Source organism: Photorhabdus cinerea, assembly GCF_011189575.1.
Taxonomy (GTDB): domain Bacteria; phylum Pseudomonadota; class Gammaproteobacteria; order Enterobacterales; family Enterobacteriaceae; genus Photorhabdus; species Photorhabdus cinerea.
Map to the genome: position 1 here is coordinate 1 of NZ_PUJW01000098.1, position 1,341 is coordinate 1,341.

The following is a 1,341-nucleotide window of genomic DNA, read 5'->3' on the forward strand; positions in this document are numbered from 1 at the left end:
CTAACCACCCGCACTTCCTGAAATGGGTAATAAACCTCCTCGGATCAAAATGCCACACCTTGCCGGATGGTAATCCTACCATATCAATACATAGCGCCTTAACATGAGCAATAAACTTATCCCAGTCCTCTGCCGACATCGGCTCATCCAGCACATCATTGGGCAATTTCAGCCAGTTAAAACGGGTGTCCACGGTCTCAGCATCCCACTCAAACGCAAAATGACAAATCGTGTAACTCAGGTCTGCTCGTGGCTCGGTTTCTGCGTTAAGTTCGGCCAGTAACGTCGGGGAATGGCACTGACTATTGCTGTCGCTGTCATCATCTATCAACTGCCACCCCATCCAGTGAGGAAAATCCGCATCACTGAATTTCTTCACCTCGCTCACCGCCAGATTCACCCAGCCTGCTCCGCCGGGATAATTCACTTCCCGCCAGTGAGGGGCATCAGCAGGAGATAACGTTTCATGCTCCGGATTGATAATTCGCCCAAACCGCAACATTTCATAACCGGCACTTGGGCTGTCCGGGTAGAGTTTGGCCGCCTTTTTATACAAATCATACTCGTAATCTTCACTAATCTGAACTTCTCCCACCGTTTCATCATGCCCGTTCCGGTGTTGTCTTCGGGTTGTCATCGTACATTGCCCCTTATCAAAGCTCATCGTGATAAACAGCGGCTCCAGACTGGTATATTGCGCCTTTTCCCGGGTCATAGCCGGGTCTTTCTCCGGCGCTTTTGCATAGAAAGCCGTGCCTGCCGGCAGGTAGAAATGCATATCCCCATACACCACGTCCGTACGGCCATCTTGGGTGATATCCAGTGCTGACGTGGTACGACCAACTAATTTAGTCAGGTTACTATCATCACAAAATATCTGGAAATGAACCGCGTTGGCCCCGTCCACCTGTCCTACCGTACCCAGCGAGTCTTTTCGGTAAACCGTTTTTCCTACCGAGATAGCCTCATCCAACGATTTCAGATGCATATACAGTGAGAAAAACGTCACTTTGCCGTTCTCTCCACTGCCAATTTCCGTTTCATGCTTCAGCACCACGCAGCCACAATCTGTCCCACCGCTATAGTTATACGGGGGCCGGTCCCGTTTGGAAAATTCGGGTTGCCGGACAAAATGCACCGTTCCATCCGCGATAGCCCTGATTTTTTCCGGTCGGCTGGTGCTATCACTATGCGTAAGATGCACCCCGCCGTGCCAGGTATGCCAGACATTCACCGGGAAACCCCGCTGGGCGTCCACCGGGATCATTCTATTTACCCAGGCTGGATCACTTTCACTATCGGATTTATCCCGCAACAGGGGAGGACTGATAATCATTTTTT

Annotated in this window: 1 pseudogene; it reads right to left on the reverse strand. The window is 50.8% G+C overall.

The features are described 5' to 3' along the window. A pseudogene (locus C5469_RS22695) lies at positions 1–1,341 on the reverse strand (M23 family metallopeptidase); the annotation flags it as partial.